The following is a 25543-nucleotide window of genomic DNA, read 5'->3' on the forward strand; positions in this document are numbered from 1 at the left end:
GGTGGGGTGAGGCACCGCTGCACGTCGCGATTCGGGGGTTCCCATCGGCGGCAGCATGTGGGAACCCCCGACTCACGGTGTGAACACCACTGCCGTGTCGCGCCGCCTACACGATCCGCGTCCTCGCCCGCAATGCGGTGTGCTCGGCCGAGGCAGCCTAAGCTGAGGTCGTGCTCGACGACGTGCTCCGCTCGCTTCCCGACCTGCGTCAGGACGCGCGCATCCCCGCGCACACGCGGATCGAGCAGTGGCTCGTCGACGCGATCGCGAAGGGCGAGATCTCCCCGGGCGACCGGCTGCCCGCCGAACGCGAGTTCGCGGCGGCGCTCGGCGTCAGCCGGATGACGCTGCGCCAGGCGCTCGCCGGGCTGGAACGCAAGGGCGTGCTCGTCCGCATCCCCGGTCGGGCAGGCGGCGCGTTCGTCGCGGAGCCCAAGATCGAGTGCGACCTCACCGGCCTCGCGGGCTTCACCGCGCAGATGCGCCGTGCCCACCTGCGTGCCGGCGCGAAGGTGCTGCGGGCCGAGACCGTGCCGGCGTCCCGGCCGGTCGCGAAGGCGCTGGAGGTCGCCGCCGGCAGCCTCGTGCACGAGGTCGTCCGCGTACGGTCGGCGAACCGCACGCCGCTCGCGCTCGAGCGCTCGTCGTTCCCCGCCGGACCCTTCCCCGACCTGCTCGACCACCGGCTGGGCGGCTCGCTCTACGCACTGCTCGCCCGGCACTACGACCAGGAGCCGCACACGGCGACCGAGTACCTCGAACCCGTCAGCGCCTCCGCCGACGAGGCCGGCCTGCTGGGCGTCGACGAGGGTGCGCCGCTCATGCTGATCGAGCGCACGGCGTACTCGGTCGCCGGGCTCGCGGTGGAGTTCGCCCGCGATCTCTTCCGCGCCGACCGCGTCCGCATCATGGTGCGCAGCGGCGTCCGCTCGACCGAGACGCCGACCCTGAGCGCGATCCGCAGGTCCTGATCCAGGAGCGCCCCGTGAGGGGCACCCTGACCGTGCCCAGGCACGGTCAGGGTGCCGTTCACGACGGTCCCGGCGACGTGGCAGAACCTCAAGCGGGTCATCGCCCGCTGAGGTCTGACAACCCTCACGCGCGGGTCAGCCGCCGGGCACCACGACCGCCTTGACCACGCGCCCCGCCGCGACGTCCGCGAGCGCGGTCGGGGTGTCGTCGAGCGCGTACCTCGTCTGGAACTCGGCCGTGGGGACGACGCCGGTCGCCAGCAGGCGCAGCGCGGTGTCGTACGCGGCGGCGTTGGCGGCGTAGCTGAAGGCGAGCGTGACGTCGCGGCGGAGCAGGTCGGGGACGAAGAACTCGACCGGCGAGGCGTACTGGGCGATGACCGTGATCTGGCCGCCTGGACCGATCTCGCCGACCGCGGCGCCGAACGCCGGCACGGCACCCGAGGCCTCCAGCCACGTGTCCGGTGCCGCTGCCCCGAAGCGCGACCTGATCGCCTCGGCGGCGGCGACGTCCGAGAGGTTCGCCGTCGCGACGCCGAGCCGTTCCGCGAACGGCAGCCGCAGGGCCGTGTCCGCCGCAGTGCCCAGCACGAGCACCTCGGCGCCGGCGACGTGGGCGAGCCGGGCGGCGAGCAGGCCGATCGGCCCGGGCCCTGTCACCACCACCCGCGTGCCCGGTGTGATCGATGTCCGTTCGAGCACGGCGTGCACCGCCACCGACAGCGGTTCGGCGAGCGCGGCCTCGACGGGGCCGAGCCCGTCGGGCACCGGGACGAGGTGCCGCGACGCGACGCGGACGTACCCGGCGAGCCCACCGTCGGTGTGGATGCCGAGGATGCGCCGATCGGCGCACAGCTGCGAGCGCCCGCCCTGGCACCGGACGCAGCCGCCGCAGCCCTGGATCGACACGGCGACGACCAGGTCACCCACGCCGGCGGTCGCGTCACGGCCCGCCGCGACGACGCGGCCCGCGAACTCGTGCCCGAGCACGACGGGGATGCGCATCGACTCGTACCCGCGGTCGGCGTGCACGGCGTGCAGGTCGCTGCCGCACACGCCGCAGCCGGCGACCTCGACGAGCAGTTCGTCCGGACCGGGCTCGGGGACGTCGAGGTCGACGACGGCGACGTCGTCGGGACGGCGACTGAGCTTGCGGAAGCCGCGCATCCGGGTCGGGATCGCGTTCATGCCACGCTCCAACCGCCGTCGACGGTGACCGTCTCGCCGGTGACGTACCGCGCGTCGTCGCCGGCGAGGAACGCGACGACGTCCCCCACCTCGTCGGGATCGCCGTACCTGCCCTGCGGGATGCGCGAGACGAGCGCGCGTCGCTGCGGTGTCTCGGTCACCTGCGCGGCCATGTCGGTGGCGATGAAGCCGGGCAGCACGGTGTTGACGCGCACGCCGTCCGCCGCGTACTCGACGGCGAGCGTACGGGCGAGACCGAGCAGGCCGCTCTTCGCCGCGGCGTACGCGACCGTCGAGGGATGCCCGAGCCGTGCGCTGGTCATCGACCCGACGAACACGAGCGCCCCCGAACCGCGCGCGGTCATGTGCCGGACGGCGGCCTGCGCGAGGACGAACCCGGACCGCAGGTGCACCTCCATCACCGCGTCCCAGTCGGCGAGCGTGAACTCGGCCGTGGGCTTGCGGACCTGGTTGCCCGCCGCGTGGACGAGCACGTCGAGACGTCCGTGCCTGCCGGCGGTCTCGTCGACGAGGCCGCCGGCCGACTCGCCGGACAGGTCGCACGGGACGACGTCCGCCCGCCCGCCGGCACCGGTGATCTCGCTCGCGACCCGGTCGAGCCGTTCCCTGTCACGGCTGGTGAGCACGACCGTCGCTCCGGCGCGAGCGAGTGCCCGGGCGCTGGACGCGCCGATGCCACTCCCGCCACCCGTGACCAGGCAGACCCGTCCGGTCAGGTCGGTGGACATGAGTCACCTCCCGGTGAACCGGGGCTCGCGCTTCTCCTTGAAGGCGGCGCGTCCCTCCGCGGCGTCCTCGGTAGTGAAGCAGAACGTCTGCAGGTCGCGCTCGTACTGGATGGCGTTCTCCAGCGGCAGCGAGTGGACGGCCTTGAGGTTGAGCTTGCCGGTCTGCACGGCGATCGGCGGGCGAGCGGCGATCCGCTCCGCGAGCTCGCGCGCCGTCGGCAGCAGCTCACCGGGCTCGACGACCTCGCTGACCAGTCCCCAGGCGAGCGCGCGTTCGGGACCGACCGGGTCGCCGGTCAGGGTCATGATCGCGGCGTTGGACGGCCCGATGCTGTGCACGAGGAACGCGACCTGACCGCCGCCGCCCACCCAGCCGAGCTTGATCTCCGGCGCGGCGAACGACGCGAGCGTCGACGCAATCCTGATGTCGGACGACATCGCGAGCTCGAGTCCGCCGCCGTACGCGTAGCCGTTGATCGCCGCCACGACGGGCTTGCGGATGCCGCGGATCGCGTCGCAGTAGTCGGGCCGGTCGCGGAACTCCCACGCCGTGTCGTAGGCGTCGAGCTCGCGGATGTCGCTGCCCGCGCAGAACGACCTCTGCCCCGCGCCGGTGAGGACCATGGCCCTGATGTCCCTGTCGCCGTTCACCCGATCGGCGTGCGCGCGGATGTCGGTGGTCATCTCCGGCGTGACGGCGTTGAGCTTGGCCGGCCGGTTCAGGGTCAGGACTGCGACGTGTCCTTCGACCTCGAACGTCACCTCGTCGGTCTGCACTCCGGTCACGGGTTCACCTCGGCCCTCTCGATGATGTGGTGGGTCGTCTCCGCCACCACCTCGGCGGCGATCAGCCGGTCGACCTCGTCGCCCGGCACGCCGATCTCGGTGAGCAGCTCACGGGTGTGCTCGCCGGTCAGCGGCGCGCCGCGGCTCACCGCGGACGGCGTGCGGCCGAAGCGGATCGGGAACCCCGGCGTCGTGATCTCGCCCTCGGTGGGGTGCTCGTACGTGACGAGCGAGCCGTTGTGCGCGACCTGCGGGTCACCGACGACGTCGGCGTACGCGTGCACGGGCCCCGCCCAGAAGCCCGCGCGCTCGAAGAGCTCGAGCCAGTGGGCGGTGGTGCCGCCGGCGAGTCGCTCCGCGACCAGGCGGTGGATCTCGTCGCGGCGTGCGTGCCCGTCGGTCTCGTCGTCCATGGTCAGCAGCGATGACAGGTCGAGCACCTCGCCGAGCCGGCGCAACGGCGGGAAGGCGAGCACGAGGTGACCGTCGGCCGTCGCGAACGCCGCGTACGGCGCGCGGATGTAGCAGTGCGCGTGCGGCTCGTCGGTGCGACGCTGCTCCATGCCGCCGGCGGTGAAGACGCTCATCTCCTGCATCTGCAACGCGATCATCGCGTCGAGCATGTTGACCTCGACGAGCTGTCCCTCACCGGTGCGCTCCCGGTGCAGCAGCGCGGCCAGGACCCCCTCGAACGCGGTGTACGCCGTCACCGCATCGGCGATGTACATCGGCGCCGGGTGCGGCGGGTCGTCACGACGGCCGGCGCTCATCATCGCGCCCGACAGGCCCTGCAGGAGGAGGTCCTGTCCTGGCCGCTGGGCGTAGGGACCGCTCTCGCCGTAGCCGGAGATCGAGACGTACACGATGCGCGGGTTGACCGCCTGGACGGTCTCGTAGTCGACGCCGAGGCGTCCCGCGACGCCCGGGCGGTAGTTCTGCAGGAAGACGTCGGACTGCTCCACCAGCTCGTGGACGAGGCGGCGACCCTCGTCGGTCTTGAGGTTCACGGCGAGGCTGCGCTTGTTCCTGTTCAGCGAGAGGAACGACACGTTGATCCGGTTGCCGCCGGAGCCCCCAGCCGACACGTGTCGCTGCCATTCGCCGGTCACGGGCTCGACCTTGACGACGTCGGCGCCGAGGTCGCCGAGCCGCATCGTCGCGAACGGTCCTGACATCGCGATGGACAGGTCGAGTACGCGGTAACCGTCGAGCACTCCCATGTACGCCTCCTCGTCGTCGTCCGTCAGCTGCCGCGCTTGCGGCGAACCGCCGGGCCGTTCGCGCCGGCGACCCGCTTCGCCGCGTTGAGCACGTCCTTGCGCGCCTGCTCCACGAGCACGCGCATGAGCGTCTCGGCCTTGGCGGCGTGGTGCCTGCGGATCGCGTCGAGCACGCGGTCATGGTCGGGCAGCGTACGGCGATAGGTGCGCGGGTTGTCGGTGTGCACGTGCCGGTGCGCCGACATCGCGACGGCCATCATCTCGTTCAGGTGCACGAGCAGCTCGTTCCCGGTCGCGGCGAAGATCGCCGCGTGGAACGCGAGGTCGGCCACGATGAACGCCTCCGGGTCGCCGACGGACGACTCCATGTCCGCGAACGCGTTGGCGATCTCCTTCACCGCCGCCTCGTCGGCGTGCACCGCGGCCATCCGCGCGGCCGCGGGCTCGAGCACGAGCCGCAGCTGCGAGAGGTCGTCGAGGTTGCGCGCGGACGGCTGCCGTTCGAACTGCCAGCCGAGGACGTCGGGGTCCATCAGGTTCCACGACTCGCGGTGGCGTACCAGGGTGCCGGCGCGGGTGCGGGTCTCGAGAAGACCCTTGCCCGCCAACACCTTCATCGCCTCCCTGAGCGCGGAGCGGCCGACGTCGAGCTCGGCGACGAGCGCCTCCTCGGTGGGCAGCGGCTCACCGGCAGGCCACTCCCCCGAGACGATGCGCACCCCGAGGGCATGGACCGCGCGGCCGTGCTGACCGCGGTTCGGATAGGTCCGGCTCACGTACGTCCTCCCCCGCTCGACGACGTGGCCGAGCTCTGTCTCAGGAATGTACGCGACCGAGTCTTCTCCACGCAACGTTTGTCTGATGAATGCGACAGATTTGTCTGATGAACTATTGACGAGTGCCGGACGCTCGTCCTACCGTCTCTGCAGTTCGCCCTGGAGGTGCAATGACGCAGTCACCCCATGCCGCACCGAGGAAGAAGCAGTCGATGCGTGCCGTCGGCGCGGCAGCGCTGGCCGGATCCGCGCTGGAGTGGTACGACTTCTTCCTCTACGGCGCCGCCGCCGCGCTCGTCTTCAACGAGCTGGTCTTCCCCAACTCGAGCCCCGTCGCCGGCACCATGCAGGCGTTCGCCACGTACGCCGTCGGCTTCCTCATCCGCCCCCTCGGCGGGATGTTCTTCGGCAACCTCGGCGACCGCATCGGCCGCAAGCGGGTGCTGGTGTTCACGCTCGTGCTGATGGGTGCGGCGACGATCGGCATCGGCCTACTCCCCGGGTACGCGGCCGTCGGCGTGTGGTCACCCGTCCTGCTCGTCCTGCTCCGCCTCCTACAGGGTTTCGGCGCGGGTGCGGAGTACGGCGGCGCGGCGATCATGGCCGTCGAGCACGCGGACCCGCGCCACCGCGGTCTCCAGGGTTCGTGGCCGGCCATCGGCGTGTACCTCGGGCTGCTGATGTCGTCCGGCGCGTTCGCCGCCGCCAGCGCACTGCCGGACGCGCAGTTCATGTCCTGGGGCTGGCGCCTGCCGTTCCTCGCGAGCGGCGTCATCATCGTGCTCGGCCTGGTGATCAGGTCGAAGCTCGCGGAGACCCCCGCGTTCGAGCGGCTGGAGGGCTCTGGCGAGAAGGTGAAGCTGCCGGTCGGGACGATGCTGCGCAAGGAGTGGAGGCCGCTGCTCATCGTCATCGGCGCCATCTGCGCGCAGAACGGTGTGAGCTACACCTACCAGACGTTCTCGCTCACCTACATCGCCGACTACCTCCACCTGCCCGAGGGTCTCGGCCTGACCGGCGTGTCGATCGCCGCGACGGTCGCGCTGGTCGCCACCCCGCTGTTCGGTGCCCTGTCCGACCGGATCGGACGCCGTCCCGTCTTCATCGGCGGCGCGATCTTCTCCGGGCTCTTCGCGTTCCCGTTCTTCGCCCTGCTCGAGACGAGGAACACCGGAGCCGTGCTGTTCGCCATGGTGGTCGGCATCGCGATCGGCATCGGCGCGATGTTCGGCCCCCAGGGCGCGTTCTTCGCCGAGCTGTTCTCCGCGCGGGTACGTTACAGCGGCTTCGGCATGGGCCGCGAGATCGGCGGCGCGGTCGTCGGCGGCTTCGCTCCGCTGATCGCCGTCGCGCTGCTCGAGGCGACCGGCGGCTACCGGTCGGTGTGCCTGTTCCTCATCGCCACCTGCGTGGTGACCGTGATCGCCGTGTCGAGGGCCCGCGAGACCAGAGGCATCGACACGACCGCACCGGTGACGACCCCGACGGTGGCGTCGGACTGACCCCCGATCCCCTCCGTGAGTTCCAGGATGTGTTGCATCGGACTCGTTGGGGTGGCTGGGGCTTGGTTGTCGGTGGTGGAGCGTGAGGGGATCGGGGTGGGTCCAGGGGGTCGGCAAAGTCGTGGTGCAGGGGCGGTGGGTCGGCGACACGCCGGTGTGAGCGGATAGCGGCGCGGGCACGGCCCCGGTGTTGATCATGGCGGTTCTCAGGCCTGCCGGATCACCAGAGGAACCATGCCGACTGCCCGCGGCCCGTTCCTCATTCGGTGGTGTGCCGAGCAAGGCAACCCAATCGTCACCATCGCGGAGCGCCTGATCGAGGACCGCGGCTGCGCGGGCTTCGAGAAAGTCCCGTCGTTCGACGACGGCGCGCCGCATCTCGGCCGTCCGACTCGATTTCGACCCAACCACGGTGTGTAACTACTTGCTGCGAGCCGCGGACGCCGGGCAGGTCCGAGCGAGGTTGACCGGCCCGTGGGACGCCAAACAAGAAGTCGGGCCTCACCGTCGACTGGCGTCGACGGCGAGGCCCGATTGTTGATGGGCGAGTGTGTCAGGCGTTCGCGTACACGCCGGACTCGATCGGCTGGCCGGCTTCTACCCAGTCCTGGATGCCTTCACGGTACTTGCGGACGTGGGTGTAGCCGGCCGCTGCGAGCAGGTTCGCGACGGCCTGGCTGTTCGGGCAGGATTCGTTGGAGCAGTAGGTGACAATCGCTGCTTCCTTGTTCGGCAACAGGAGTGACGCCTTGGCCGCCACGTCGGCTTCAGCCAGCGGTAAAGCCCCTGGCAGGTGCTGCTGCTCGTAGTACATGCCTCCGAGCGCGTCGACCACGGTGACGGTCCCCGAGTCGATGGCCGCCTTGAGATCGTCGCGGCTGATGAGTTCGGTCATGATGCTTCCTTCCGGTTGCTATGTGCGTGCGCACACAACCATAACCATGCGTGCGTGCGCACGCAACATCGACTAGGCTTGTCGCATGCCCTCTCGCAAGAAGCTCGCTGCCGATGCTTGGGGCGCACTGCTACAGGTGCACGCCTCGCTTGTTCCCGCGCTGGACAAGGAAGTCCAGGGTCAGACCGGTTTGCCGCTGTCGTGGTACGACGTGCTGCTTGAACTGGCAATGGAGCCTGAGGGGCGGCTGCGGATGAGCGACCTCGCCGAACGAGTCGTTCTGAGTCGGACCCGTGTCAGTCGCCTGGTGGATGAGCTAGTCAACCGTGGCCTCGTCAGCAAAGAGGAGCATCCGGATGATCGGCGCTCCGCGTACGCGGTCATCACGAAGTCCGGACTATCTGAGTTCCGCACCGCGGCCCCGGTCTACGTCCGCGCTATCGAGGCGCAGTTCGCGTCTGGCCTGACCAACGACGACCTCATCCTGTTGGCGAAGGTTCTCAGCAAGATTCAGATGCCCGCGGGCTGACTTCCCTTGGCGTCGGGCCTGTTCGAGGTGGCCGGCGACGACTGAGCAATCGCCCCCTTGACCCCCCAGGGGTCGGCAAAGTCGTGGTGCAGGGGCGGTGGGTCGGCGACACGCCGGTGTGAGCGGATAGCGGCGCGGGCACGGCCCCGGTGTTGATCATGGCGGTTCTCAGGCCTGCCGGATCACCAGAGGAACCATGCCCGCCGCGTCATCATCGCCGATCGATCCCACGATCGGCCACTTGCTCGCCGCGTTGAGTCCGTGGATGCCGACCGTGCCACCGTGCTGTCGGTTCTGGCGCCGGTGGCCGATCCCCGGGCCCGACGCGGGATCCGTCATGGACTGTCCACGATCTTGACGGTGGCGGTGTGTGCGGTGCTGGCCGGTGCCCGCTCGTTCGCCGCGATCGCCGAGTGGGCCGCCGATACTGACGCCGAGGTCCGCGAGCGGATCGCTGGTGTCGTGCCGTGTGAGTCCACGATCCGCCGAACCCTGCAGAGGCTGGATGCTGACGCCTTTGACGATCGGATCGGCGCCTGGGCGCAGCAGTGCACCACGCCGTCACCGGGTTCGCGGCGGCTGGTCGCGGTCGACGGCAAGACCCTGCGTGGGTCGAGCAGCCCTGATCTACCTGGCCGGCATCTGCTGTCGGCCCTGGACCACACTCACGGCATGGTGCTGGGTCAGGTTGATGTCGTGGCTAACACCGACGAGATCCCCATGTTCGCAACGCTTCTGGACCGGATCGAGCTCTCCGGCGCGGTCGTCACCGCCGATACCATGCACGCCCAGCGGGCCCACGCGACCTACCTGGTCGACCAGCGCCTGCAGGTGCCCGTACCTGGCGCCGAGGATCAGTACGACCGCATCGGCACTGCGAACCCCGGCAAGGCAACCGGATTGAGGCTCTCCGGGGACGCTCCGAAGTCCTCGGCGCGTACAACGGTATGCCCGAGGGTGGTCGCTCCCGACTTGGCCGCGTTGCGCAGTGGCTCGTATCCCGCAATCAAGGAGCTCAAGAAGACCTTCATCGTCCCATTATCAGGCTGAGGTGTGACACAACCGGGCACGGATACCCGACGGTTGTCTGGATCCGTACGAGGGGGTAGGAAGCTGACGCCGGGCAGTGTGGTGTGGGCCGTGGTGGTCGCATGGATGGCCCGGCTCGGGTGGTCCCCGAAGCAGGTCGCGGACAGACTGAAGTGAGGCAACACCAACTTGACACCACCACTCCACTGGGCGCGTCCGCTCGCAAATCGGTCACCCAAGACGAATCAACAGGACGCGCCCAGTGAAGTGCAGCGGGTTCGGGGTGACCAGCAGACGTCCGAACGGGACGTGAGGGGTCAGAGCTCGGCGAGCAAGTGGTCGCGGCGGTCGGTCAGGAGCTTCAGGGACGCCGTCGCCGACGAGGGGCCCGGCACGGCCTTGCGGAGCGCGACGTGCACCGCGGCGTGGGTGTCGCCGGTGCGGGCCGCGACCTGGGCGACGAGGGCGTTGACCTCGCGGCGCAGGTTCGCGGTCTTCTCCCAGTCGGCGACCTCGGGCTCCCGCGCCTCCTCGAGCCGCGTGCCGGTGCGCTTGCGGATCTCCTGGTCGCGCCGGGACAGCAGCACCGCGGTCTGCTCGGGCGAGAGCAGGCCGGGCAGGCCGAGGAACTCCTCGTCGTCCTCGGTGAGGTCGGGGAGCTGAGCCATCACGGCCCGGCCGCCGTGCAGGACGTGGGCGAACTCGGCCTCGGCCTCGAGGGACTCGTGGGTGCCGTTCTCGCCCGTGCGCTCCGGCGGCGGCAGTGGGTCGAGGTCGTCGCTGCCCGGCTCGGGCGGCGGGAGGACGTGGTTGCGCTCGTTCTCTAACTCGGCGGCGAGGGCGAGCAGCGGCCGGACGGCGGGGAGGAACACCGTCGCGCTCTCGCCCGGCCTGCGGTTGCGCACGACGCGGCCGACGGCCTGGGCGAAGAAGAGCGGCGTGCGGTACGACGTCAACCAAGCCAGGCAGGCGGCCCGCGGGACGTCGACGCCCTCGCTGATCATCCGCACGCACACCGCGATGCGCTTCGTGCTGGTGGTGAAGTCGCGGATACGCCCGTTGGCCTTGGTGTCCTCGGACAGGATGAGCTCGGGCTTCTCGCCGGTGACACGCTCGACGATGGCGGCGTACGCGCGCGCCGACTCCTGGTCGGACGCGAGCACCAGGCCGGCGGCGTCGGGCATGCCGTGCTCGCGGAGCTGGCCGATCCGGTCGTCCATCGCCGCGATCACGTGCGGCACCCACCGACCCTTCGGGTCGAGCGCGGTGCGCCACGCCGCCTCCTCGGTCTGCCGGGTGCCGGCCTCGCTGAGCGAGGCCGCGACCACCTCGCCCGCGCTGTTGCGCCACCGCGACACCCCGGTGTACGCGGCGAACACCACCGGCCGCACGACGCCGTCGGCGAGCGCCTCGCGATAGCCGTAGGTGAAGTCGGCGACGCTGGCCAGCCCGCCTTCGCCGTCGTCCTCGTAGCGGACGAACGGGATGCGCTCGTCGGGACGGGTGCGAAAGGGGGTGCCCGTGAGCGCGAGCCGCCGTCGCGCGGGATCGAACGCCTCAGCGACCGCGTCGCCCCACGACAGCCCGTCGCCGGCGTGGTGGATCTCGTCGAGCACGACGAGGGTGCGCTTGTTGTCGGTGCGCGCGCGGTGCAGCATCGGCGCCGCCGCCACCTGCGCGTACGTCGTGACGTAGCCGTCTGCATCACCGCGCACGGGCCCGACCGCGTTGCTCAGCGTCGGGTCGAGCACGATGCCGGCGCGGCCAGCGGCGTCTGCCCACTGGGTGCGCAGGTGGTCGGTCGGGCAGACCACGATGAGCCGGTCGACCTGTCGCGAGCCGAGCATCCGCACGGCGAGCGTCAGCGCGAACGTCGTCTTGCCGGCGCCCGGCGTCGCCGTGACCAGGAAGTCCTTGCCGGCACCCTGCTCGGACGTGGTCTGCTCGTACGCGGAAAGGGCGGCACTCTGCCAGTGACGGAGGGGACGGGCGTCGGTGAGCTCAAGGGCGTTGCTGGTCTCGAGCACGTTCGACGCGGTCCTTCACTGGTCGGCGGCAGGGCACGGAGCACGAGCCTAGGCGCTCCGTCGGACACCCTCACGCGGTGCCCGCGGCGCGTCGCGAGGAAGCGATGTGACGATCCCGACGCCCTCGCCGGCGGCGCGCGGGCGCCTGGCGTCAGGCGGCGGAGTCGCACCTCGTGGCGGCACCGCTGACCAGGTCGGAGGCGGCCCGTTCGGTGTCGGGTACCGCAGTCGTGATGACCGCGTCGAGGGCGTCGCGCGCACGCTCCAGCTCACCGATGGCGCCGGTGAGCCGGTCGCGTTCGCGCCGCAGGTCGACGAGGAGCTCGGGGCAGTCGGCGACGAGCCGAGCGCCCTCGGCGCTCATGCATGGCAGCAGCTCGGCGATCGTGGCGGTCGACAGCCCTGCGTCGAGCAGGGTGCGGACGTGCCCGACGCGCGCGACGTCCGTGTCGCCGTAGTCGCGGTAGCCGGACGGGCGGCGAGCCGGCTCGAGCAGACCCTGGTCCTCGTAGTACCGCAGCATCCGTTGGCTGACGCCGGTGCGTTGCTGCAGCTCGCCGATGCGCACGTGTGCCCTCCGAAAATCGGTCCTTGACTCTCACATCGATGTCAGACTCTAGCGTGACGGTATGACCGATCGAGACAGCAAGACCCCCGTCACCGTCCTCGGACTCGGCGCGATGGGCACGGCGCTGGCGCGCGCGTTCCTGGCCACCGGGCACCCGACGACCGTGTGGAACCGCACACCCGGCCGGGCCGACGCCCTCGTGACAGCAGGCGCCGTACGCGCCGAGAACCTGCCGGCCGCGGCGAGCGCCGGCCCGCTCGTGGTGATCTGCGTCCTGGACCACCGGGCGGTCCACGAGCTCCTCGACGCCGCCGGCGACCGGTTGACCGGGCGTACCGTCGTGAACCTGACCTCGTCGACTCCCGAGGACGCCAGGGAGACGGCCCGCCGGGCCGCGGAACTGCAGGTCGACTACCTCGACGGGGCGATCATGGTGCCCACGCCGCTGGTCGGCCGCCCCGAGTCGCTGCTGATCTACAGCGGCGACCGCCACCTGTACGACACGCATCGCACGACCCTGGCGGCACTCGGCGGCCGCTCGGAGCACCTCGGCGCCGATCCGGGGCTTGCGTCGCTGTACGAGATCGGGATGCTGGACCTGTTCTTCGCCGGCATGACCGCCTTCCTGCATGCCGCGGCGTTGGTCGCCGCCGACGGAGTACCGGCGAAGGAGTTCCTCCCCTACGCCGAGGACGTCGTCGCGATCCTGCCCGAGACCCTCAGGGGACTCGCTCACGACGTGGACAGCGCCCGCCACCCGGGCGACGACGACAACCTCGAGATGGACCGTGCCGGACTCGACCACATCGTGCACGCCAGCGAGGCGCGGGGCGTGGATCCCGCCCTGCCTGCGCTCGTCCGGGGACTGGCCCCACGCGCCATCGACAGCGGGCACGGCCGGGACGGCTTCTCCCGCGTCGTCCAGGAGCTGCGCCGCCCGGCGTCCTGAGGTCTCCGCACGCCGGCGTCCGACCCGTTGACAGGCCGAACGGGGCGACCTAGTCTCTGCCGATGACTGAGATCTCGATTCCAGTCAGTGGAAGACCACAGGCGAGCTACATGGGTCGCCTGCTGGACGTGCTCGACGCGACGATCACGGCACCCGACGCGCCGAACCTGTCCGAGATCGCCGAGGCGGCCGGCACCCCGCTGTCCACGACGTCGCGGCTCGTCGCGCTGCTGACCGAGAAGGGCTTCCTGCTCCAGGGAGACGGCGGCAGGTACACCGCGGGCCCGCGGCTGACCCACGTGGCGCTCCGGGTGCTCGACCAGTTCCACGACACCGACCGCCTCGTCGCCGCAACCCGTGCCCTGTCGGCCGGCAGCGGCGAGAGCGTGAGCGCGGGCCTGCTGATCGGCGACTCCATCGTGCTCGTGGCGCGAACCGAGTCGCAGCAGTCGCTGCGCGCCGTCGCGCGCGTCGGCGACATCATCACGCCGCACACGTCCGCACTCGGCAAGGCGATCCTCGCCGGATTGCCGGAGGAGCGTCGCGTCCGGCTGGTACGCACGGCCGCCGGAGACGACGCGTCCACGATCCTCGCCGGCCTCGCCGGCGAGCTGGCCGACGCACATGCCGAGGGATTCGCCGTCGACGAGGAGACCTACACCGTCGGCCTGCGCTGCCGGGCCGCGGCGATCAGGGACCACGCCGGACGCGCCGTCGGCGGCCTCTCCATCGCCGGGCCGGCAGCCCGGTTCACCCTCGACGCGGCCGCGGACGTGGTGCCCGCCCTCCTCGACCGTGTCGACGCCCTGTCCTTCTCCCCGAGGAGTCACTGAATGCCGGAGTCGTCACGGTCCGCCCAACTCCACGCACGCGCCGCTGCGCACGTGCCGGGAGGAGTGCACTCGAACACCAGGTACGAGGCACCCCACCCGACGTTCTACGCCCGCGCGTCCGGCGCCCACCTCTGGGACGTCGACGGCGAGCGGTACCTCGACTACACCATGGGCAACGGCGCGATCATGCTCGGCCACAGCGACCACGAGGTCGACGACACGGTCGCGGCCGCCGTCCGCGCCGGGCTCACCACCGGCATGGAGACCGAGGCCGCCGTGCGCGTCGCCGAGCAGCTCGCCGCGATCATCCCCGACTTCGGCCAGGTGAGGCTCGCCAACACCGGCACCGAGGCACTGCTGCACGCGCTGCGGATCGCCAGGCACGCCACCGGACGGCGGCGCGTGGCGAAGGCCGAGGGTGCGTACCACGGCTGGTCCGACGCGCTGTGGGTGTCGACGTGGCCGGGCGACCACGAACGCGGTCCTGCCGACGCGCCGCACGCGCCGCCCTCGTCCGGCGGGCTCTCCGACGAGCAGACCCTGGTGCTGCCGTTCAACGACCTGCCGGCCACCGAGCGGCTGCTGCGTGCCCACGCCGGCGAGCTGGCCGCCGTGGTGCTCGAACCGGTGCTCATCGACATCGGGTTCGTGCCGGCCACGCAGGCGTACCTCGACGGCGTCCGCGCACTGACGGCCGAACTCGGCGTCGTGCTGGTCTTCGACGAGTTGCTCACCGGGTTCCGCCTCGCCCCCGGCGGCGCCCGCGAGACGTACGGCGTGCAGCCCGACCTCACCTGCTACGGCAAGGCGCTCGCCAACGGCTACCCGCTCGCCGCGGTCGAGGGCAGCCGGGAGCTGATGGAGCTCACCAACCCGGCCCGCTCGGGCCCGGTGGGCTGGGTCGGTACGTACAACGGCCACGGGGTGGCGGTCGCCGCCGCTGCCGCGACCCTGCCACGCCTCGCCGACGGGTCGGCGCAGCGACGACTCGACGACCTGACCGGGCGCCTGCGCGACGGCTTCGCCGAGCTGTCGCAGCGGTACGGCATCGTCGCCAGGATCGCCGGTGCGGGCGGGCACTTCCAGCCGTACTTCCTCGACGGTGAGGTCACCGACTACCGGTCCGCCGCGACGACCAACGCGACGCGCTACCGGCTGCTGCGGGAGGTCGCGGCGGACGAGCACATGGTCCTGCCCGGCAAGCCGCTGCTCCACGCGGCCCTCTCGACGGCGCACACCGTGTCCGACGTCGACCGGCTGGTCGAGGTCGCGGACAAGGCCTTCGCTCGAATGGACGACTCATGATGCCCACCGAGACGCTCCCCGACGCCGAGCTGCGCGACATCCGCAAGGAGTTCCCCGGTGGTGTCGTCGCGGTCGACGGGGTCGACCTCACCGTCGGGCGCGGCGAGTTCTTCTCGCTGCTCGGCCCGTCCGGATGCGGCAAGACCACCCTGCTCCGCATCCTCGCCGGGCTCGAACGGCCGAGCGCCGGTACCGTCCTGATCCGCGGCGTGGCTATGGAACGCGTGCCTCCGCACCGCCGCCCGACGAACCTCGTCTTCCAGCGCCTCGCGCTGTTCCCGCACCTGACGGTCGCGAAGAACATCGCGTTCGGGCCGTCCCTGCGACGCGGCGGACGTCGTGACGTCGCGGCGAAGGTCACCGAGATGCTGAAGCTCGTCGACCTCGCCGGCTACGGCGACCGCTACCCCGACCAGCTGTCCGGCGGGCAGCAGCAGCGCGTCGCGATCGCGCGGGCTCTCGCGAACGAGCCGGCGCTGCTCCTGCTCGACGAGCCCCTCAGCTCCCTCGACCTCAACCTCCGCATCCAGATGCAGGCCGCATTGAAGCGCATCCAGCAGGACTCGGGCACCACCTTCGTCTACGTCACCCACGACCAGGGCGAGGCGTTCGCGATGTCCGACCGCATCGCCGTCATGAACGCCGGCCGGGTCGAGCAGGTCGGTCCGCCGCGCGAGCTGTACCGGTCGCCGCGCACCCGCTTCACCGCGACGTTCCTCGGTGACACCAACCTCTTCGAGGGCCCCGACGTGGGCGAGACCCTGGAGTCCGGCGGGATCACCGTCACCCTGCCCACCCCCGGCAGGATCGCGAGCGTACGTCCCGAGCACGTGGCCATCGCCGAGGAACTGCGTGACGGCTACGACAACCGCTTCACCGGCGTCGTCGGAGACGTCGTGTTCCAGGGGTCCGTCGTGCGCTACACCATCCAGCTCGACGCCGGGCCGCGGATCAGCTCGGAGCTGTCGGCGGACGCCGCCTTCCATCCCACGCCCGGACAACGCGTCGAAGCCGGCTGGCAGAGCCATGTGACCGCGGTACTCGACGCCTGACTCCCGAACCCCGAGAACCACCGCCAAGGAGACATGTCATGGCAGCCGACAAGAACGTTCTCGACCACCGAACCTCCCGCCGGGGTCTCTTCAAGGCCGGCGCCGCCCTCGCCGGAACCGCCGCGTTCGGCAGCGCCTGCAGCGGCATCGAACCGTCGCAGGGCGGCTCGTCGAGCGGCAGCAAGGGCAAGCTCAAGGTCACGCTGTTCGCGTTCCTCGGTGGCGACCTCGCGAAGATGCCGAAGGAGTTCGCGGAGGAGTACCAGCGCAAGCACCGCAACGTGGAGATCGCGATCTACGAGCAGTCCAACACCGTCGGCTACACGAAGATGCTCGCGCAGCGCAAGGCCGACCCCGAGTCCCCGCTGGTGAACCTCGGCTTCTTCAACCCGACGACGACCGTGCAGGGAGTCGACGACGACATGTGGGAGAAGCTCGACTACGGTGCGCTGACCCACGCCGAGGAGATCTACGAGTCGATGCAGCGCGAGGACGGGTACGGCATCGGGATCGGCACCGACCAGTACGGCCTCGTCTACAACAAGGAGAAGATCACCGACGGGCCGACGTCGTGGAAGGCGCTGTGGGACGACACGTACCGCGGCAAGCTGTGCCTGTTCAAGGGACCCTGGTACGCGCTCGTCATGGCCGCACGCCTGAACGGCGGCAGCGAGAAGGACATTGCTCCCGGCTGGGACATCTGGCGCAAGAACGCGAAGCAGATCCGGCTGATGGTGGAGTCGAACCCGCAGTACCTCAACGTGCTGAGCAACGGCACCGCGCCGCTGACCTCGTACTTCGCCGGCACCTCGCAGCAGTGGATCAGGTCGGGCGCGCCGCTGACCTACGTCGTCCCCGACGAGGGCGCGATCCAGCAACCTGTGTACCTGCAGGCCGTGAAGGACTCGAGCCAGGACCAGCTCGAGGTCGCGCACGACATGATCGACCAGATGATCTCGCCGAAGTGGTGCAGCCGCTGGGCCGAGGTCAGCGTCGAGACGCCCGCCAACAGCAAGGCGAAGCTGCCGGAGAGCCTCCGCGGGCTGCCCGCCTTCAGCGAGAAGACACGCGACGGGTTCATCGACATCGACTTCGACGTCGTCGGGCGTCACGTTGCCGACTGGCAGCAGCAGTGGGAACGCGATGTCACGTCTCGCATCTGACCGCCACACCCGCACCGGCTACCTGCTCGCCGCCCCGACGGTGGTGCTGCTGCTCGCCGTGTTCGTGGGCGGCATGCTCACCCTGCTGGAGTACAGCTTCCACCGCACCCTCCCGGACGGCTCCGACGTCGGCGGCACCGTGGCGACGTGGGCCGAGTTCCTCACCACCGGGTACCGCTGGCAGGTGGTCGGCCAGACCGTCGAGCTCGGCCTCGTCGTCACGGCCGTCACCGCGCTCGTCGGGTGGCCGACGGCGTACGCCCTGCACCGCATCCGGTCGGGCACATTGCGGTACGTCGGCCTGTTCGTCGTCTTCGCGCCGCTGCTCACCAGCGTGATTGCCCGCACGTACGGCTGGGAGCTCATCCTCGGCGACAGCGGGCTCGTGAACACCGTGCTCGCCGCGCTCGGCCTCGGCCAGGTGCCGCTGCTCTACACGCAGACGTCCGTCGTGCTCGCGCTCGTGCACATCCTGCTGCCGTTCATGGTCTTCCCCGTCCTCAGCTCGCTGCGCCAGCTCGACCCCGCCCTCGGCGACGCGGCCGGCGACCTCGGCGCGGGCGCGTTCACGCGGTTCCGGCGGGTGAGCGTGCCGCTGACCCTGCCCGGCGTGATCGCCGGCGGTCAGCTCGTCTTCGCGCTGTCGATCAGTTCCTTCGCCACCCCCGCGCTCCTCGGCGGCGGGCGCGTGCGCGTGCTCGCGACCTCGGTCTACGACGACGTCAACAACGTCGACTGGGCGATGGCCGCGGTGACGTCGTACACGTTGCTCGCGATCGCGGTGGTCGCGCTCGCCGTGTTCAGCGCGATGCAACGCAGGATCAGGCGCAGCAGCGGCGGCGTGACGGCGTCCGCGTCGACGCATCGTGCAGGGCCGGGCTGGACGGCCTGGCTGGTCGCCGTCTTCGTGTTCGTGCTCGCACCCCTCGTGGTGATCGTCGTGAACTCGTTCTCGTCGGTCGCGTACGGCGCCTGGCCGCCACCGGGATGGTCGACGCGCTGGTACGCGAACCTGCTCGCCCAGGACGGACTCGGCGCGGCGACGGTGCTGAGCCTGCAGGTCGCGGTGCCCGCGACGATCCTGGCGACCGCCCTCGGGACGGCGACGGCGCTGGCGCTGGTGCGTCACCGGGCGCCCGGCTCGCGGCTGGTGGAGTCGTTCAGCCTGTCGCCGACGGTCGTGCCCAAGGTCGCGTTCGGCTTCGCCGGGTTCATCTTCCTGCACCGGATCGGGCTGTTCGGCGGCGTCGCGGGGCTGGTGCTCACCCACGTCGTCATCACGCTGCCGTTCGTGGTGATCGTGATGACGGCGGCGCTGGTGCGCGCCGACGCGACGCTCGACGAGGCGGCCGCGGACCTCGGTGCCCGTCCGCTGCGGGCGTTCCTGCTCGCGACGCTGCCGCAGGTGCGCTCCGCGGTGGTCGCGGCGGCGCTGTTCGCGTTCATCATCAGCTTCGACGAGGTCGACATGACCGTGTTCCTGCTGACGCCCGACCAGACCACCGTGCCGGTCTGGATGTTCACGTACATGCAGAAGTACCAGGACCCCACGCTCGCGGCGCTGTCGGCCATCCTCATCGCCGCGGCCGTGCTCGGCGCCGCCGTCGTCGCCGCGCTGCTCGCCCGTTCCGGCGCGCTGACCACACTCGTCAACAGGAAGGACTGAGCCATCGTGGCTTCCACACCAGGACGTGAACTTCGGCAGGTACCGGTGACGACCCTCGGCAACGGCCACCACCTGAGCCTCGCCGTCCACACGATCAAAGGCGCGCGGCCAGGTCCCCGCATGGTGCTCTTCGGCGGCATCCACGGCGACGAGCCGATGGGCTCGGAGACGGTGCGCCGCCTGGTCGAGAGCATCGACCCCGAGCAGCTCTCGGGCACGGTCACCGCCGTACCGGTCGCCAACCCGTACTCCTACGAATCCGGCACGCGACACACGCCACAGGACGGCCTCAACCTCAACCGGATCTTCCCCGGCGACAGGCGCGGATCACTGACCGAGCAGCTCGCCGCGGTGCTCATCGAGATCCTCGACGGCGCCGACCACTTCATCGACTTCCACTCCGGCGGCACCCACCCGACGGTGGAGTACGCGTACATCCACCGCGCCGGTGCGGAGATGTCACGGGCGTACGGGTGCACACTGCTCTACCACCACGAGGCGTACGAGGGCTCGGCCACGGGATGGGCGCTGGAGAACGGCATCGCGTGCATGGTCAGCGAGCTCGGCGGCGGCGGCCAACGGACGGGCGCGTACCTCGACCGCGGCGTCGCCGGCGGCCTGAACGTCTTGCGGACACTGGGGATGCTGACCGGCGAGCCGACCCCGCCACCCGCGGACCAGTACGTCGTGACCACCCTGTCGGTGCTGCGCCCGACGGTCGGCGGCGCGCTACTCTCGGAGTTCCCCACCACGTCACTGCTCGACGAGATCGACAAGGACACCGTGCTCGGACGCGTCGTCGACCCGCACACCTTCGAGACGCTCGAGACGATCACCGCGCCGTACCAGCCGACGGTGCTCGTACTCACCAGGGAGCCGTTCACCCGCGTCTGGCCGGGCGACTACGGTTTCATGGTGGCCGACGGCGCGACGAGAAGGCAGGACCTCCCCTCGTGAGCAAGCGCGTCCTCGACATCCGGCACGTCTCCGTCGTCGAGCCGCGCGACCGTATGGTCACCGCGGACCGCAGGATCCGGATCGAGGACGGCCGGATCGTGTCCGTCGAGGCGGACGATGGCTCGCCGCAGCGTGACGGCGACGTCGACGGCAGCGACCTGTACGCGCTACCGGGCCTGATCGACTGCCACGTCCACCTCACGGCCGTCACCGCCGACGAGTACGAGCTCACCCAGAGCTCCCCGTCGTACGTCGCGCTGTCGGCGGCCGCGGAGATGCGGGCGACGCTGGCGCGCGGGTTCACGACGGTGCGCGACGCGGGCGGCGCCGACTACGGGCTCGGCCAGGCGGTGGCCGCCGGGCTGCTGCCGGGCCCGCGCGTCTTCCACTGCGGCAAGGCGCTGTCGCAGACCGGCGGGCACGGCGACCTGCGGCCGCGCGGCGCATACGCCTGGGACGACGGTCAGGCTCACCCGGGGATCGGCCGGATCGCCGACGGCGTCGCGGAGGTGCGCAGGGCCGCACGAGACGAGATCAGGCGCGGCGCCACCCACCTCAAGGTGATGGTGTCCGGCGGCTGCGCCAGCCCCACCGACCCGATCGACGCCCTGCAGTACAGCGACGACGAGATCCGCGCCGTCGTCGACGAGGCCCGCCGCGCGGGGATCTACGTCGCGGCACACGCGTACACCGCCGCGGCGGTGGCGCGCGCGCTCGCCCTGGGCGTGCGCACGATCGAGCACGGCAACCTGCTCGACGAGGAGACGGCGGCACGGTTCGCCCCCGCGGACGCGTACTACGTGCCGACGCTGGTGACGTACGCCGCCCTGCTCGAGGAGGGCACCCGCGACGGCTTCACCGAGGAGAACCTCGCGAAGGTCCGCGACGTGCACGACGCCGGCCTGCACGCCCTCCAGCTCGCGACGGACGCCGGCGCCTCGATCGCGTTCGGCACCGACCTGCTCGGTGCGATGCGGCGCAGGCAGAACGAGGAGTTCGCGCTCCGCGCGGCCGTCCAGGAGCCGTGGGACGTCCTGCGGTCCGCCACCTGCGTCGCGGCAGACCTGCTCGACCGCGCGGGCGAGCTGGGCACCCTGACCCCCGGCGCACGCGCCGACCTCGTCCTGGTCCGCCACGACCCGAGCACCGACGTCACCCACCTGGCCGACCCGGAGAGCGAGATCGTGGCGGTGCTGGCAGGCGGACTGAGTTGCCAGTCGTCACCCCGCCGCCGCAACACGTGAACGGCACCCTCACCGTGTCAGGGCACGGTGAGGGTGCCCCCGACGGGCCCGCTCCCGGTCCCGGACACCGGTCAGCTCTCGAAGCGCCCTGCCTCTGCTGCGTCCTCACCGAGCGCGGCTTCGACGTCACCGTCCAGCGGTTCGAACGGCTCCAGGGTGACCCGCAACGCGCCGGACTGCCGTGACGTACGCCAGGTCGCCACGAGCCGGCCGTCGACCGCGGCGCTCGCCTTGACGACACCGCCGCCGGGAGCGACCTTCGTCGCGTGCGCGGGATCGACGGCGAACGTGCGGTCGTGCCAGCCGAGCAGGTACGGGTCGAACGCCGGCAGCAGTCGTGCCGGAAGCGGCGGCGACTCGTCGGGCATGGGCCCGCGCAGAGCGAGCAGCCCGTCCGGTTCGGAGACCAGCTCGTCGCCGATCGCCCGCAGACCCGCACGGACGTCGCGCAGCGGCAGCCCGGACCAGGTGGCGAGATCGGCGTCGGTCGCCGGACCGTGGGCGGCCAGGTAGCGGCGGGCCAGCTCGGCGTGCGGATCGTCGACCGGCACGTCCGCGTCGCCGAGCCACGCGCGCCACGACACGTACGCCGGCTCGCCGCCGACCGCCGGGCCGAGGACGCAGACCTGGCGCCGTGCGGCGAGGCCGAGCAGGTGGATCGCGGCCTGCCCCTGCGCCGGCACGCCGATCCCGGCCAGCCGTTCGGTCAGCTCGGCCCGCGTGTGCGGTGCACCGTCGGCGAGCGCTTCGTCCACCACCTCCACCGCCCGGTCGGCGACCTCGGCCACGCCGAGCTGGCGGAGACGCCGCTCCCCGGACGTCGCCTGCCGGCCGGCGGTCAGCGCGTGCAGCCAGGCGGCGTCCTCGGCGTTGACGAGGTGCAGGGTGCCGCGCATCAGCCAGGTGACCACGACCTCACCGCGTTCGCGCGCGGCGTCGAGGTCCGCCATCGCCAGGCCGGTCGCCCTGGCGCGCAACGCGTGCGGATACGCGCGGACGTCCTGTGCCTGTACGGCCAGCAGCCCGCGGACGAGCTCACCGACACCGGAGACCGGCGGCCGGTGCAGCCGCTGCGCGACGGCTCGCCGCCGGCGCACGTCGTTCCGATCGCCACCCACAACCACCCGCGCAGGCTACTCGGACGCGACGGGCAGGCCCGACGTCTTCCGCACCTCGTTCTCGACGGCATGCCACACCCGGCGACGTAGCTCCTGGAACTCCTGGCTCGCCATCAGATCCTGCGTGCGCGGTCGCGGCAGCGGGTTGTCGATCAGCTCGAGCACCCGACCGGGTCGCGACGACATGACGAGGATGCGGGTCGAGAGCAGCAACGCCTCGTCGACGGAGTGCGTGATGAACAGGATCGTCTTGTGCGTGCGCGTGTGCAGGTCGACGAGCTCGGTCTGCAGCATCGACCGGGTCATCGCGTCGACGGCGGCGAACGGCTCGTCCATCAGCAGCACCTGCGGGTCGGTCGCCAGCCCGCGCGCGATGGCGATGCGCTGCTTCATCCCGCCGGACAGCTCCTTGATGTACGCGTCCTCGAAGCCCTCGAGGTTCACCATCGCGATGTGGCGGCGCGCGATCTCCCGGCGTTCCGCGCGGGGGACGCCGGCGAGCCGCAGCCCGAACGCGACGTTGTCGATGACGGTCATCCAGGGGAACAGCGCGTACTGCTGGAACACCATGACGCGGTCGGGGCCGGGTGCGCGGACGGGCTCGCCGAGCGCCTCGACCGTGCCCGCCGTGGGCTCCTCGAAGCCGGCGACGATGTTCAGCAGGGTCGTCTTGCCACACCCGGACGCGCCGAGGATGACCAGGAGCTCACCCTGCTCGACGGTGAGGTCGATGCCGTCGAGCACGGTGACCTCGCGCTTGTTGCTCCGGAACGTCTTGGTCAGTCCGCGTACGGCCACCGCCGAGGCGTCGTCGCTCACTCGCGCCACCGCAGCAGCCTCCGTTCCACGAGGTTCAACACGAGGTCGGTGGCGAGCACCACCATGCTGATCAGCACCATGCCGACGAGCACCTGGTCGGTGCGGAAGTACTCGCGGGCGTTCATGATGAGGAACCCGAGGCCCTTGTCGGCGGCCACGAGCTCGGCGGAGATCACGCAGGTCCACGACACGCCCAGCATCACCCGCAGCCCCGACAGGATGTGCGGCAGCGAACCGGGAAGCACCACCAGTCGCAGCACGGCGAGCTTCGACGCACCGAGGTTGCGCGCGGCCTTGACGAGCACCGGGTCGATGCTCGACGCGGCCGCGTACATCGCGAGCGTGAGCGGCGCGACCGTCCCCATGAACACGATGGTGTACTTCTGCGCCTCGGTGATGCCGAGCCACAGCAGCGTCAACGGGATCCACGCCATCGACGGCAGCGGTCGGATGAGCGACAGGAGCGGGTCGAACACGGCCTTTGCCCACCGGGACTGGGCCAGCAACGCACCGGCGGGGACGCCCACGACGGCCGCGGCGACGAAGCCGACCAGCACCCGGCGCATGCTGGCACCGATGTCCGCGAGCAGGGCGCCGTTGCCGAGCAGCTCGACACCGGCGGTCACGACCCGCTGCGGCGACGGCAGGAACAGGCTGGGCACCACACCGCTCGACGTCACGGCCGCCCACACGACGACGAACCCGACAGCCGACACCGCGCTGACGAGCGGCCAGCGCCACCGGCTCACGCCACGGCGACGAGCGGGCGCCGTCCGCTCGTCGCCCGCGGGGTCAGCCGCCCGAGTAGACATCGGTGTTGACCCAGTCGCCGACCTTCGGTGCCTGCCCGATGAGCTTGTGCCTGGCCATCAGCGCGGCCAGGTCGTCGAGTGACTTCACGAACTCGCCGTCGGCCGCCATGAACTTCACCTGATCGTCCTTGCCCAGCCAGGTGACGTCGGCGAGGTAGTCCTGCTGCTCCTTCGCCTCGAGCTTGGTGTACCCGGTGAGCACGGGGACGGCACGCTTGGCGTCGGCCTTCAACCAGTCGAGTCCCTGGAAGTACGCGTCGGCGACCTTGCGCGCACGCTCCGGCTGGTCCTCGACGAACTCCTTGCGCATGACGAGAACGTCGGGTCCCGGCGCGAAGCCATACTGCTTGAAGAACGAGGTGTCGGTGTCGTAGCCGAGCACGTGCGCACCGGGCAGCTTGCGCAGCTCGGCGAAGCTCGGCTGCCAGACGGTCGCCGCGTCGATCTGCCCGGAGCGGAACGGCTGGACCATGTCCGTGCCGTCCATGTTCACGAGCTTGACGTCCTTCTTCGGGTCGAGCCCGGCCTTGTCGAGCATGTCGAGCAGGATCACGTGACTGGACGACGAGAACGGCACGCCGATGCGCTTGCCCCGCAGGTCGGCCATGGTCTTCACCGAGCGCTGCGCGACCAGCCCCTCCTGCCGCAGATACTTGTCCTGGCTGCCGATGAGCACGAACGAGTCGTCACCCGAGGCCATCAGCGAGAGCGCGGACACCGCCCCGGTCGAGGCGAAGTCGACGTCGCCCGACGCGACCGCCGTCATCCGCGCGCTCGACGTGTCGAAGCTCTTGAAGTCGACATCGACCCCGGCCTTCTCGAAGAAGCCCTGCTCGACCGCGACCATCGCCGGATAGTGCCCGAGCCACGTGGACCCGCCGTAGGTGATCGGACCGGTCTCGGCATCCTTGCCGCCACCACAGCCGGCCAGGACGAGGGTCAGGCCGAGAACGACGGCGACACCACGTACGAGACCAACCCGAGGCAAGGCAGAGCGGCGCATGGCGTACTCCTTAGACGACGGCATCGGCGCTCACCGCTCGCATATGGAGGGACGCGCCCGAGCCCGGCCATGCTAGCGCCCGGGTCACCACAGGGGGCAACGCCGCCCCCCACGGTGAAACCGGCGTGCTGCCACCTCACGGTGGTCGGTCGTGGACTCGGTTCAGTCTCGGTCTCTGTGCCGGGTCGAGCCACCGAGGTGGGATGGTGTGCGCGCGGCCGTTGCTCATGGTCAGGTCGATGGTGCCGTCGTGGATGGCGGTGTGGTGGGTGGTGCAGACCAGGGCGAGGTTGTCGATGTCGGTGGTGCCGCCTCGGGACCACCAGGTGACGTGGTGGGCCTGGGTGTACTGCGGTGGCGCGTCACACCCGGCCACCACACA

Annotated in this window: 25 protein-coding genes; 12 read left to right on the top strand and 13 right to left on the bottom strand. The window is 70.9% G+C overall.

All coding sequences use genetic code 11. The features are described 5' to 3' along the window. The first annotated feature begins 170 nt into the window (after window positions 1–170). Window positions 171–971, top strand: a complete 801-nt coding sequence (locus tag GEV10_16340; protein ID MQA80026.1) for a UTRA domain-containing protein — start codon at window positions 171–173, stop codon at window positions 969–971. 135 nt (window positions 972–1106) lie between these two features. Here the strand turns inward: GEV10_16340 and GEV10_16345 are convergent, their stop codons facing one another. From GEV10_16345 to GEV10_16365, 5 genes are read right to left on the bottom strand one after another with little or no spacing between them, the layout of a single operon-like run. Continuing rightward, the gene (locus tag GEV10_16345; GenBank protein ID MQA80027.1) at window positions 1107–2159 is read right to left on the bottom strand and encodes an alcohol dehydrogenase catalytic domain-containing protein; all 1053 of its coding nucleotides are present in this window, start codon (window positions 2157–2159) and stop codon (window positions 1107–1109) included. Then, the gene (locus GEV10_16350; GenBank protein ID MQA80028.1) at window positions 2156–2908 is read right to left on the bottom strand and encodes an SDR family oxidoreductase; all 753 of its coding nucleotides are present in this window, start codon (window positions 2906–2908) and stop codon (window positions 2156–2158) included. The genes GEV10_16345 and GEV10_16350 overlap by 4 nt, the downstream gene beginning before the upstream one ends. A 3-nt stretch (window positions 2909–2911) precedes the next feature. Next, a complete protein-coding gene (locus GEV10_16355) occupies window positions 2912–3685 on the bottom strand; it encodes an enoyl-CoA hydratase/isomerase family protein (GenBank protein ID MQA80029.1) in 774 nt (257 codons plus the stop codon). Between the two features lie 5 nt (window positions 3686–3690). Further along, the gene (locus GEV10_16360; GenBank protein ID MQA80030.1) at window positions 3691–4914 is read right to left on the bottom strand and encodes a CoA transferase; all 1224 of its coding nucleotides are present in this window, start codon (window positions 4912–4914) and stop codon (window positions 3691–3693) included. A gap of 23 nt (window positions 4915–4937) precedes the next feature. Continuing rightward, a complete protein-coding gene (locus GEV10_16365) occupies window positions 4938–5690 on the bottom strand; it encodes an FCD domain-containing protein (protein MQA80031.1) in 753 nt (250 codons plus the stop codon). A gap of 170 nt (window positions 5691–5860) precedes the next feature. Here GEV10_16365 and GEV10_16370 point away from each other — a divergent pair, with 170 nt between their 5' ends. Beyond that, window positions 5861–7192, top strand: a complete 1332-nt coding sequence (locus tag GEV10_16370; GenBank protein MQA80032.1) for an MFS transporter — start codon at window positions 5861–5863, stop codon at window positions 7190–7192. A 553-nt stretch (window positions 7193–7745) separates the two neighbouring features. Here the strand turns inward: GEV10_16370 and GEV10_16375 are convergent. Beyond that, window positions 7746–8087, bottom strand: a complete 342-nt coding sequence (locus GEV10_16375; protein ID MQA80033.1) for a rhodanese-like domain-containing protein — start codon at window positions 8085–8087, stop codon at window positions 7746–7748. A gap of 85 nt (window positions 8088–8172) precedes the next feature. On the opposite strand from GEV10_16375, the gene GEV10_16380 reads away from it, so the two are divergent. Continuing rightward, window positions 8173–8616: a MarR family transcriptional regulator gene (locus tag GEV10_16380; protein ID MQA80034.1), complete on the top strand. Its 444-nt coding sequence runs from the start codon at window positions 8173–8175 to the stop codon at window positions 8614–8616. A gap of 174 nt (window positions 8617–8790) precedes the next feature. After that, a complete protein-coding gene (locus GEV10_16385; protein ID MQA80035.1) occupies window positions 8791–9666 on the top strand; it encodes an ISAs1 family transposase in 876 nt (291 codons plus the stop codon). A gap of 296 nt (window positions 9667–9962) precedes the next feature. On the opposite strand, the gene GEV10_16390 is transcribed toward GEV10_16385, so the two are convergent. Further along, the gene (locus GEV10_16390) at window positions 9963–11672 is read right to left on the bottom strand and encodes a restriction endonuclease subunit R (protein ID MQA80036.1); all 1710 of its coding nucleotides are present in this window, start codon (window positions 11670–11672) and stop codon (window positions 9963–9965) included. A 151-nt stretch (window positions 11673–11823) separates the two neighbouring features. Continuing rightward, window positions 11824–12240, bottom strand: coding sequence for a MerR family transcriptional regulator (locus tag GEV10_16395; protein MQA80037.1), 417 nt, complete (start codon window positions 12238–12240; stop codon window positions 11824–11826). A gap of 61 nt (window positions 12241–12301) precedes the next feature. Between GEV10_16395 and GEV10_16400 the strand changes: the two genes are divergently transcribed. The 8 genes from GEV10_16400 to GEV10_16435 all read left to right on the top strand — a co-directional run bounded on the left by GEV10_16400 (window position 12302) and on the right by GEV10_16435 (window position 21409). Further along, entirely contained in the window at window positions 12302–13189 is an 888-nt protein-coding gene (locus GEV10_16400; protein ID MQA80038.1) for an NAD(P)-dependent oxidoreductase, read from the top strand. A gap of 62 nt (window positions 13190–13251) precedes the next feature. Next, window positions 13252–14022, top strand: coding sequence for a helix-turn-helix domain-containing protein (locus tag GEV10_16405; GenBank protein MQA80039.1), 771 nt, complete (start codon window positions 13252–13254; stop codon window positions 14020–14022). Continuing rightward, complete coding sequence (locus GEV10_16410; protein MQA80040.1) at window positions 14023–15327, top strand: aminotransferase class III-fold pyridoxal phosphate-dependent enzyme; 1305 nt, start codon at window positions 14023–14025, stop codon at window positions 15325–15327. Then, window positions 15327–16379: an ATP-binding cassette domain-containing protein gene (locus GEV10_16415; GenBank protein ID MQA80041.1), complete on the top strand. Its 1053-nt coding sequence runs from the start codon at window positions 15327–15329 to the stop codon at window positions 16377–16379. Before GEV10_16410 ends, GEV10_16415 begins: the two co-directional genes overlap by 1 nt. A gap of 38 nt (window positions 16380–16417) precedes the next feature. Then, entirely contained in the window at window positions 16418–17542 is a 1125-nt protein-coding gene (locus GEV10_16420) for an extracellular solute-binding protein (GenBank protein MQA80042.1), read from the top strand. Continuing rightward, window positions 17523–19208: an ABC transporter permease subunit gene (locus tag GEV10_16425; protein MQA80043.1), complete on the top strand. Its 1686-nt coding sequence runs from the start codon at window positions 17523–17525 to the stop codon at window positions 19206–19208. The genes GEV10_16420 and GEV10_16425 overlap by 20 nt, the downstream gene beginning before the upstream one ends. A 6-nt stretch (window positions 19209–19214) precedes the next feature. Continuing rightward, entirely contained in the window at window positions 19215–20165 is a 951-nt protein-coding gene (locus GEV10_16430; GenBank protein ID MQA80044.1) for a hypothetical protein, read from the top strand. Window positions 20166–20218: 53 nt separating this feature from the next. Then, entirely contained in the window at window positions 20219–21409 is a 1191-nt protein-coding gene (locus GEV10_16435; protein ID MQA80045.1) for an amidohydrolase family protein, read from the top strand. 71 nt (window positions 21410–21480) lie between these two features. On the opposite strand, the gene GEV10_16440 is transcribed toward GEV10_16435, so the two are convergent. The 5 genes from GEV10_16440 to GEV10_16460 all read right to left on the bottom strand — a co-directional run. Next, window positions 21481–22533: a winged helix DNA-binding domain-containing protein gene (locus GEV10_16440; GenBank protein ID MQA80046.1), complete on the bottom strand. Its 1053-nt coding sequence runs from the start codon at window positions 22531–22533 to the stop codon at window positions 21481–21483. A gap of 9 nt (window positions 22534–22542) precedes the next feature. Next, entirely contained in the window at window positions 22543–23346 is an 804-nt protein-coding gene (locus GEV10_16445; protein ID MQA80047.1) for an ATP-binding cassette domain-containing protein, read from the bottom strand. Then, window positions 23343–24158: an ABC transporter permease subunit gene (locus GEV10_16450; GenBank protein MQA80048.1), complete on the bottom strand. Its 816-nt coding sequence runs from the start codon at window positions 24156–24158 to the stop codon at window positions 23343–23345. The genes GEV10_16445 and GEV10_16450 overlap by 4 nt, the downstream gene beginning before the upstream one ends. Next, complete coding sequence (locus GEV10_16455; protein MQA80049.1) at window positions 24139–25185, bottom strand: PhnD/SsuA/transferrin family substrate-binding protein; 1047 nt, start codon at window positions 25183–25185, stop codon at window positions 24139–24141. The genes GEV10_16450 and GEV10_16455 overlap by 20 nt, the downstream gene beginning before the upstream one ends. Before the next feature lie 112 nt (window positions 25186–25297). Then, window positions 25298–25543: HNH endonuclease (locus GEV10_16460; protein MQA80050.1), on the bottom strand; the 246-nt coding region annotated here is incomplete at its 5' end.

It is taken from the genome of Streptosporangiales bacterium, assembly GCA_009379955.1.
Classification (GTDB): domain Bacteria; phylum Actinomycetota; class Actinomycetes; order Streptosporangiales; family WHST01; genus WHST01.

Coding starts and splice junctions, on each gene's coding strand:
- GEV10_16405 (MQA80039.1), top strand. CDS start 13,252: ATGACTGAGATCTCGATTCCAGTCAGTGGAAGACCACAGGCGAGCTAC.
- GEV10_16455 (MQA80049.1), bottom strand. CDS start 25,185: ATGCCGTCGTCTAAGGAGTACGCCATGCGCCGCTCTGCCTTGCCTCGG.
- GEV10_16375 (MQA80033.1), bottom strand. CDS start 8,087: ATGACCGAACTCATCAGCCGCGACGATCTCAAGGCGGCCATCGACTCG.
- GEV10_16345 (MQA80027.1), bottom strand. CDS start 2,159: ATGAACGCGATCCCGACCCGGATGCGCGGCTTCCGCAAGCTCAGTCGC.
- GEV10_16360 (MQA80030.1), bottom strand. CDS start 4,914: ATGGGAGTGCTCGACGGTTACCGCGTACTCGACCTGTCCATCGCGATG.
- GEV10_16370 (MQA80032.1), top strand. CDS start 5,861: ATGACGCAGTCACCCCATGCCGCACCGAGGAAGAAGCAGTCGATGCGT.
- GEV10_16410 (MQA80040.1), top strand. CDS start 14,023: ATGCCGGAGTCGTCACGGTCCGCCCAACTCCACGCACGCGCCGCTGCG.
- GEV10_16350 (MQA80028.1), bottom strand. CDS start 2,908: ATGTCCACCGACCTGACCGGACGGGTCTGCCTGGTCACGGGTGGCGGG.
- GEV10_16425 (MQA80043.1), top strand. CDS start 17,523: ATGTCACGTCTCGCATCTGACCGCCACACCCGCACCGGCTACCTGCTC.
- GEV10_16435 (MQA80045.1), top strand. CDS start 20,219: ATGGTCACCGCGGACCGCAGGATCCGGATCGAGGACGGCCGGATCGTG.
- GEV10_16415 (MQA80041.1), top strand. CDS start 15,327: ATGCCCACCGAGACGCTCCCCGACGCCGAGCTGCGCGACATCCGCAAG.
- GEV10_16380 (MQA80034.1), top strand. CDS start 8,173: ATGCCCTCTCGCAAGAAGCTCGCTGCCGATGCTTGGGGCGCACTGCTA.
- GEV10_16400 (MQA80038.1), top strand. CDS start 12,302: ATGACCGATCGAGACAGCAAGACCCCCGTCACCGTCCTCGGACTCGGC.
- GEV10_16450 (MQA80048.1), bottom strand. CDS start 24,158: ATGTCTACTCGGGCGGCTGACCCCGCGGGCGACGAGCGGACGGCGCCC.
- GEV10_16420 (MQA80042.1), top strand. CDS start 16,418: ATGGCAGCCGACAAGAACGTTCTCGACCACCGAACCTCCCGCCGGGGT.